Source organism: Bartonella sp. LB28NMGDW (genome assembly GCF_042194435.1).
Lineage (GTDB): Bacteria > Pseudomonadota > Alphaproteobacteria > Rhizobiales > Rhizobiaceae > Bartonella > Bartonella grahamii.
Map to the genome: position 1 here is coordinate 65,804 of NZ_JBHIMX010000009.1, position 7,350 is coordinate 73,153.

At 42.8% G+C, this 7,350-nt stretch carries 9 protein-coding genes and 2 pseudogenes; 2 read left to right on the forward strand and 9 right to left on the reverse strand.

The features are described from left to right. Positions 1-47: 47 nt before the first annotated feature. Entirely contained in the window at positions 48-482 is a 435-nt protein-coding gene (locus ACFIKG_RS06635) for a helix-turn-helix domain-containing protein (protein ID WP_375651955.1), read from the reverse strand. A gap of 190 nt (positions 483-672) precedes the next feature. On the opposite strand from ACFIKG_RS06635, the gene ACFIKG_RS06640 reads away from it, so the two are divergent. Next, on the forward strand, positions 673-954 hold the full coding sequence (locus ACFIKG_RS06640; protein ID WP_375625831.1) for a type II toxin-antitoxin system RelB/DinJ family antitoxin: 282 nt from the start codon (positions 673-675) through the stop codon (positions 952-954). Between the two features lie 7 nt (positions 955-961). Continuing rightward, complete coding sequence (locus ACFIKG_RS06645; protein WP_015856348.1) at positions 962-1,243, forward strand: type II toxin-antitoxin system YafQ family toxin; 282 nt, start codon at positions 962-964, stop codon at positions 1,241-1,243. Positions 1,244-1,303: 60 nt separating this feature from the next. Here ACFIKG_RS06645 and ACFIKG_RS06650 read toward each other — a convergent pair whose 3' ends face one another. The 8 genes and pseudogenes from ACFIKG_RS06650 to ACFIKG_RS06685 form a co-directional block, all read right to left on the reverse strand. Beyond that, complete coding sequence (locus ACFIKG_RS06650; protein ID WP_375625829.1) at positions 1,304-1,522, reverse strand: hypothetical protein; 219 nt, start codon at positions 1,520-1,522, stop codon at positions 1,304-1,306. Between the two features lie 131 nt (positions 1,523-1,653). Continuing rightward, complete coding sequence (locus tag ACFIKG_RS06655; RefSeq protein ID WP_273788001.1) at positions 1,654-1,881, reverse strand: hypothetical protein; 228 nt, start codon at positions 1,879-1,881, stop codon at positions 1,654-1,656. Continuing rightward, on the reverse strand, positions 1,878-2,543 hold the full coding sequence (locus tag ACFIKG_RS06660) for a lysozyme (protein ID WP_375651956.1): 666 nt from the start codon (positions 2,541-2,543) through the stop codon (positions 1,878-1,880). The genes ACFIKG_RS06655 and ACFIKG_RS06660 overlap by 4 nt, the downstream gene beginning before the upstream one ends. 13 nt (positions 2,544-2,556) lie before the next feature. Further along, positions 2,557-4,266 carry a hypothetical protein gene (locus tag ACFIKG_RS06665; protein ID WP_375651957.1) on the reverse strand — a complete coding sequence of 570 codons (1,710 nt, stop codon included), beginning with the start codon at positions 4,264-4,266 and terminating at the stop codon, positions 2,557-2,559. Between the two features lie 6 nt (positions 4,267-4,272). Further along, a complete protein-coding gene (locus ACFIKG_RS06670; RefSeq protein WP_375648524.1) occupies positions 4,273-4,536 on the reverse strand; it encodes a hypothetical protein in 264 nt (87 codons plus the stop codon). Between the two features lie 9 nt (positions 4,537-4,545). After that, a complete protein-coding gene (locus ACFIKG_RS06675; RefSeq protein ID WP_375651958.1) occupies positions 4,546-5,520 on the reverse strand; it encodes a tail fiber protein in 975 nt (324 codons plus the stop codon). After that, positions 5,468-6,511, reverse strand: a pseudogene (locus tag ACFIKG_RS06680) (portal protein); the annotation flags it as partial. The pseudogene ACFIKG_RS06680 and the gene ACFIKG_RS06675, both read right to left, overlap by 53 nt. Continuing rightward, positions 6,496-7,350: pseudogene (locus ACFIKG_RS06685) on the reverse strand (PBSX family phage terminase large subunit); the annotation flags it as partial. The pseudogenes ACFIKG_RS06685 and ACFIKG_RS06680, both read right to left, overlap by 16 nt.

Here is a 7,350-nt window from a genome sequence, read left to right on the forward strand (position 1 = left end):
AGTACCTGAATTCGAATCTTAAATTTAATTGCAATAAGATATTGATTTTATTTATATTTTTTAAGGTTAGGGACCATATAATTAGGTTCGGGAATAGGATTTTCACACTTTCCTTTACAAAGCGCATTCTTTTTGCCAGCTTTCTCTAATAATTTTTTTAATAGTTCTAAATCTTCTTGTGAAATAATGTTTATCAGTCTAGAGAACATACCAATAGCTTCACATCTGAATGTATCAGAAGGCTTTATAGTGAAACTTTTGCGACAAGCATCCGATTCTCTTCTCAAAATTTCTGCTACCTCTTGATCTAAAGTATAGAGTTCAATTATCTTTTCCTCTAATCCTACAGGAACAGATCTTTTGCCAATTTCTACAGATGATAAAAATGCTACAGATATATCTAATTTTTTAGCCATATCTAAAAGGCGTTCTGAATGATCAATGCGGAGTTTGCGTAAGGTTTTACCAAATGGTGTTGGCATCTAAAAAATCCTATTAAAAAAGAAGCTCTCTCGTGATTCTAGCAGAAATTCTTAGGTTTTGGTTAGCTCCTTTTAAAAATTGACTTCCTACCCTCCTTAATACACAAGGTTGTATGGCATGACGGATAAATCTCTTGACATAGGTTTGAAATGTAGTACATTGTAGTACAATTAAGTAGGAGATTTAGCAATGGGAAAAATTCAAGCCCGCATACCTGATGAAGTTCAAGAAATTGCAAGTGCAGTTATTAAGTCTACGGGTTTAACTATATCAGATGCAGTACGCATGTTTATGACCCGCATTGCTAGAGATAGAGCATTACCACTTGATCTATTCCAACCAAATATGGAAACATTACAAGCTATCGAGGATGCCGAAATGGGACGCGTCGAACGTACATCATTAGACGGCTTAAGGACCATGATACGCGCAGATAGAACCCAAGCGCGTAAATCTGAAAAGCAAACCTAAGCTTGCTATGCGGGAAATTGTCTATACGCGTTCATTCCGCCGTGACCTTAAACGTGAAAGCAAAGGTAAATATGCTAATGCACTAGAGGAGGATTTGCTGCTTGTGGTCCAAGCGTTAGCAGAGAATGAACCGCTAAAGGCGCATTGGAGAGATCATGCACTAACAGGTCAGTGGCGCAATTGTCGTGATTGTCACATAAAGCCCGATTTAGTTTTGATCTATCGAAAGCCAGATGCCAAAACACTAGAGCTTTTACGACTTGGTTCCCATTCTGAACTGCGTTTATAATTGGATCTTCAATTCATAGTAAAAAGAATTTTACGCATTTTTTTCTTTTATGACAGTTGTTCAGTTCTTTGAAAACCAATGCTTTAAATGTGCAATGACATTATCTAGCGCGTCCATGAGACGTGCAAAATCAAGGATAAGCAAAAAAAGAAAAAATGCTATCCACTTCATCAAGCGAGACATCATTTTCACGCTTTGATAGGTGATGATCATTTCTTGAAGCATTTCTTTTTCTGCTTCTGTAAGCTCTATATCGTCTTGTGTTTTTTTTCTAGCCATGTTTCCACCCACACAAGCGTTGACCCTGCTTGTTATGCTTTAAGATCTCTCTTGCTAAGTTTGAGCTAATGGTGTTCAGATCTTGTCGGCTTAAATAAATAGGTAACCAACCAACACAAGAAAAAACATATTTATTTGTCGCGCAACCAGTGAGAGAGAGCAGCACGCACATCAGCATCACTTTTTTGATTAACTTCACTTTCCACCTCAAGCCGTGTTGTGGCTGCTTTTAAAGCTTTTTCTGTTTGCTTTTGTTGCTCTACTTTTTTCCCAAGAGTAAAAGCTTTTGCTAAGGCAATAAAAAAAGCGGCTAAAGCCGCACCTGTTACCATCAAGTTTCTTTTCATCCATAAGATCATAGGCGGTGCTCCTGAAAGCGTTTAGCAACAAAGAAAATGCCAGTACATGCGGCTAAAACCATAATGGCGGCTAAAGCCCATTGGATTGGTCCATTACCCGCTAAAAACCCACCAAGACCTGAGAAAGAACCAATAATCGGTGCCAATGCTTCTGCTTTGAGAAACCCTGTTGGTTGTTTCGTTTCTACTGTTTGATAATTAGAAGAAACATAAGCCCCTTTCGCCCATAGCCCTTCCTCTGCCGCACGCCGGTGTGCGAGACCTTCAAGACGCTTACCGCCTGCTTTGGTCCATTTCTGCAATTCGGTTGGTACAGCTTCATAATCCCCCCGATTAAGCCTTTTAAGCAATGTAGAGTTTTGGAAAGCTGCAATACCTACATTATAACAAAAGGAAACAAGGGCGCCGAACTGCTCGTCGCTTAAATTCACACAAACTGCTTTTTCTACCGCCCTCTCATATTGCCGCAAATCTGCTAAAAGCATGGTTTCGGCTTTTTTTTCCGTAATCACCATGCCCTCAACCACTGTTGGTTGACCAGCTTTTTTCGTATGACCATAACCAATCGTCCATACGCCAGAAGCATCTTGATAAGACTGCAAGCGCAAACCTTCCCACTTTTTTAAACAGTATAAACAGTCTTTACTTATTTTCCGTGCCATTGTTCAATTCACCTTATAAATATACCTTTATCAGTACTGCTCCGTCACCGCCGTCGCCGCCAATTTTGTCGCTTCCGTGTTTCCCATCAAAATATCCACCGCCGCCGCCGCCAGCTCCATTGCCGCCACGACCACCTCTACCACCTTTGTAACTCTCACCACCCTGCCCCATGATAGAACCCTTACATTTACCGCCACCGCCGCCGCCGCCGCCAAGAAAAGAACTTCCACCGGTACCAGCTCTCTTGCCGTCACTTCCACTTCCTCCACCATTCCCACCAGAAAAAATAAAGCTTTCACCACTGATGCCCTCCCTGTCTCCTCCTCCATCGCCACCTTTCCCTCCAAAGTTAACAAAAATCATGGAGACGGAATATCCTCCTTCTGCAGTAACAAGCCCTTTGATAATTGTTTTACCACCATTGCATAAAATGTTACTGTCATTGCCTTTACCACCACGACCAATGTAAGCTGTTTTTAATTTATCTAAATCAGAACCTTTCATTTTAACATGCACGCATTGACCGCCGCCGCCGCCGCCATCTTTAACGCCTCCACCTCCACCGCCCCAAGCCCATACTTCGATATCGGTGTCAGCATTAATACCATCAGGCAATGGAATATCTCCGCTTTCTGTCATCAGAATTTCAACAGGTTTTCTAACCCCGCCACCATTGTTGCCGCTACCAGCGCCGCTGCTATTGCTACTATTTGCTTTGATTGAAGCCATCAGTTTGGCTGGTGAGATAAGTGCATCCACTGTCTTTATGCCATCAATCCAGTCTTTTTTTGCAAGAGGTTGAATGAGATCAACTTTTTTCTGTACACTATCCGCTGTTTCTTGTGCGACACTTGCCACAGCTTGTGCCCTGTCTCCTGTTTTTTGTGCGGACTCAGCGGTATTTTTCGCATCTACAGCGTGATCTTGCGCATCTTTCGCTGTATTGAATGCAGCATTGGCAATATCCTTCGCCTCACTGGCTGCATAAAGCCCTTGTTGTGCACTTTCTTGTGCGTGCTGTGCCACATCTTCAATTTTATCAATTTTTGCAACCTGTGCACGTTCTTGAGGGGTTAAAATAAGATGCGTATTCCCCTCTTTCATATTCTCCATATCAAAGGCATCTTTTGCTATTTTATCTGGATCATAGACTAATCTTGACATACCAACAGACTTTAATCCTACAAAATAACTAATGGTATTTTTGAGATCTACCGGAGATATGGGATAATAAACACCTTCACTTCCCTTATGCCACTTTTCTATTGTTGGTTGGGTAGCACTCAACCATCGTAGTTTTGATCTTTCCTCTGTGGTTAAGATCTTTTTTGTAGGACCCTCGTTCATATTTTCCATAGAAAATACATTTGCCCCCACATTATCGGGATCATATGTAGCAGCCTTCATATCGCCAATCCCTAAAGGCGATATTTTTACCCAGCCAACGCCTGATAAAATCGCATTCTCACGAGCTTCACCACTTGCTTCAATATCGTGGATTGTGACCTTATCTTTGTAAGCAAGAGCTCCAATATCTCTCTTTGCAACAGCATCATCAGCCTTTTTCCCTTGAGCAGCGGTTGCAAAATATTCTACCTGATAAGCTGCTGCACTTCCTACTGAAACAGGTGCAAGAGCCTTACTATTTAAAATACCTTCTTTGACTTCTTTCTTTGTTGCTGGTTCAAGCTTAAATATGTGCGTATGATAGGGTAATGGCATCGCGTTTCATTCCTTAGTAAGTCTGTTTTTGAGATTTTTGGGGATGAGAGACTGTAATTCATCAATAAGTTTTTGCATGGTCTCTATGCGTTTATCTGTTGCTTCTTTATATTCTACCAAAGCGCTTAAAAGATCATGCTGTATGTCACTTTTGACAAGATCAAGCACCTTATTCAATGGCGCATGAACCATTCTATTGCTTGCATAAAAAAGGACGCGGATTTGCTCCGCGTCCGCAATATCATCAATAGCAGACGGATTATTGATCATCTGAAAACCTTATGATTTTATGGCATAAACAACCGGTACATTAACAGGGCGCGTTTCTGCCTCGCCTGTTGAAGAAAGTGTTACCTTATGCGTATGCACTCCAGCAGGTTGTGTTGTTCCTCCAAGAACGGCATAGTGATAAGAGGGGTTTCTTCTACCAATATCATTGGCGCTCCATCCCACTCCATTATACTGAAACTCGTGTGTATGCTGTCCCGCCGATTCAACACTACAAATATGTGTATGCGATTTAAGGCAATCTTGCTGTATATCGGCAAATTGTCTACTTCTGTCTAAACCGCGACCATTATCAAAGCCGCGCAAAAACACTCCTCTAAAATCTGGAACTTTAAAGGTTGTATCACTGTTTTTTCCCCATTTATCCCCTATCGCCTTGAATAATTGCGGATAATCTTTGCGTTCATAAGTAGCGCCATCACATAAAAGCCAGCCGTTTGGGACTTCTTGCATAGCAAAGGTCGCAATAAAACCACAAGGAAAGGTTTCGACCTTCGGTGGTGGAATGGGAGTAGGATTTAAAAGATACCAGCCCTCAAGACCTTTTGTTAATGCGCCATCATTATAGACTATTTCATAAATACCATTTGTTTGTAACTCACCGCCTGTCAATGATACTATTCCCGTGCTGGTGGCTTTATAGAGTGGCTTTGCTCCTATATTATTCATGTTTATTGTTGTCGTGCCAATATTTATACCACGCGCCTTAAAGCGAATAATGATATCGTTTTTATATTTCGCTATCGGCGACACCGTCGTCAACGTGATTGATGTTGTTTGTTCCTTTCCATTCACAATAAACTTTGAGTCAAGAGAACCACCATTATCGGCAAGATATTCACGTATACGCTGCATCATGACCCGCGCACTATCATTAACAGAACTAGGCGGCTGCCCTTCTGCCCAATTAATGTTGTGGATCTTTTGCGGGGCGAACAATCCCGTAAAACTGGTTTTTAAGCTTATCCAGCGTGCCCGTGATACACTCCCACCCAAGTTGCCCATCAGGTGCTAATGGCTTATCGGGCTTTGCTAAAAGACGTCGTCCCAGAAAAGCGCGTCTCACCACTTTTTTATTAAAACACACCCCTTTTAGTTGCGGCATTACCCTTTGAAGCTGTTCAAACTCCTGTTTGCTATAGTTGCGCATCTGACCGGTTTGAAGATCAGGCGCCTTGTAAGTGGTCTCATATTCAAACCAACGGCATTCAACCAGCGTAACATAGCGTTTCCCAGAACACGGATCTGAGAGAGAAGTCGCATTGGAGTCATCTTGATACGCATCAAGCGACACATGAGAATCCTCAGAAGCGGTTGTACTATCGATAGCCCAATCGGCGTTAAGATCTTCAACAGCAACATCAGGAAAAAGACTTTTAGCATCCTCAACGGATTTGCGATCAACATACCACATACGCTGTGCGTCAATGAGATTTGGTCTTACAGCATTGGCATCCCAAACCATTTTTAAGGGATCTAAACGTTGAACAGCAGGTATCCCTTCGGGATCTGTATCATAATCAAGCCGCGTATCTGTCCAGCCCATACCGCAAATAACCATATCCTGAAAAGCATCGGAATCGGCATATTCCGCCTCTGCCTCATCACGAAACCATTCTGCTGCTCCAGTAAGCAATTCATTGGGTATTGCTGCTCCCATTTGCCGTGGTTGAAACTGTACTTCGCGCTTATTATTACGCTCCGCCCCAACAATAGCATTCACAAGGGGTGCAATGCGGTTAAAAGTCATGACAGGACGGCGTTGTGTTTTCAAAACCGCAAGATCTTCCTCTGCCCATTGACGACCATTATAAAAATCAAAATCTTCACGCGCCTGTTCACGCCATTCATTAACATGTTCAATATCTTCTGCGTACCAAGACTTTAAACGCTTATAGATTTCATATTCATCAAGGATTGTCGTTTTTTGAAAGTCTTGATCTAGAATGCCATCCATGATGCCGCTTCTCTTTCCATAGTGCAATAACGCTCTTGCTTGGGTTTGACACTGGGTGCTTCATAGACAATGCACATTAAACCAAAGGCATCCGCCCCATGGCTCGACCAATCATGCTCTGCACCCAAACCAATGCCGCGCTTCTCATCCCATTTCTCGTGATACCAATTCAGTGCTTTGCGCCCTGCTACCGTCATCTCTTCATTGAACCAAACAGAAGGCAAAATACGCCGCACCGCCTCTATACGCATCTTAACCGCCCCTGCCCCCTGATTAGGGATCACTTGCGTTTCAAAACCCGCATCATTTAAAGCACTCTCAAAACTCACATTGTGCACACGGTCTCTGGTCGCACCATCATGGGGCAAAACCATCAATGCCTTCTCATAACCATTTTGACGCAACCAGCCTATATGCTCTGATAACGGCTGTCCCTGTGCTTCGTAATAATTAAGCACTCTGATCTCTCGTCCAACAAATTGCGCTATCCATATCGCTGTTGCATCTGCCTTAGCACCCGTGCCCCCAATGTCCCAAAAAGCACGTATTTGCATCAAGGGGTCGCGCGCAACGCGCCCTATCCGCCCCTCTTGCTCAGCTGCCAACATTTCCTTTTGATAATAAGCACCTTGAACCGCTGTAAGATAATCCCCTTCCCAGATATGCTTATAGGTCTCTGGACGGTTTCTCAGATCATCAAGTCGTGCTTCATTCAAGATCTTGGGAAACTTCGGATTGTCTGACCAGTTGATCTCAACACGTTTGATTGCCTCATTGTCTGAAAAGCGAAACCGCTTCTCAACGGGGGCATTCTCTCGCAACGGGTTCCATGTCACCCA

Excerpts from the sequence above, each read along its gene's own strand:
- ACFIKG_RS06640 (WP_375625831.1), top strand. The coding sequence starts at position 673 with ATGGGAAAAATTCAAGCCCGCATACCTGATGAAGTTCAAGAAATTGCA.
- ACFIKG_RS06670 (WP_375648524.1), bottom strand. The coding sequence starts at position 4,536 with ATGATCAATAATCCGTCTGCTATTGATGATATTGCGGACGCGGAGCAA.
- ACFIKG_RS06650 (WP_375625829.1), bottom strand. The coding sequence starts at position 1,522 with ATGGCTAGAAAAAAAACACAAGACGATATAGAGCTTACAGAAGCAGAA.
- ACFIKG_RS06660 (WP_375651956.1), bottom strand. The coding sequence starts at position 2,543 with ATGGCACGGAAAATAAGTAAAGACTGTTTATACTGTTTAAAAAAGTGG.
- ACFIKG_RS06645 (WP_015856348.1), top strand. The coding sequence starts at position 962 with ATGCGGGAAATTGTCTATACGCGTTCATTCCGCCGTGACCTTAAACGT.
- ACFIKG_RS06635 (WP_375651955.1), bottom strand. The coding sequence starts at position 482 with ATGCCAACACCATTTGGTAAAACCTTACGCAAACTCCGCATTGATCAT.
- ACFIKG_RS06655 (WP_273788001.1), bottom strand. The coding sequence starts at position 1,881 with ATGATCTTATGGATGAAAAGAAACTTGATGGTAACAGGTGCGGCTTTA.
- ACFIKG_RS06665 (WP_375651957.1), bottom strand. The coding sequence starts at position 4,266 with ATGCCATTACCCTATCATACGCACATATTTAAGCTTGAACCAGCAACA.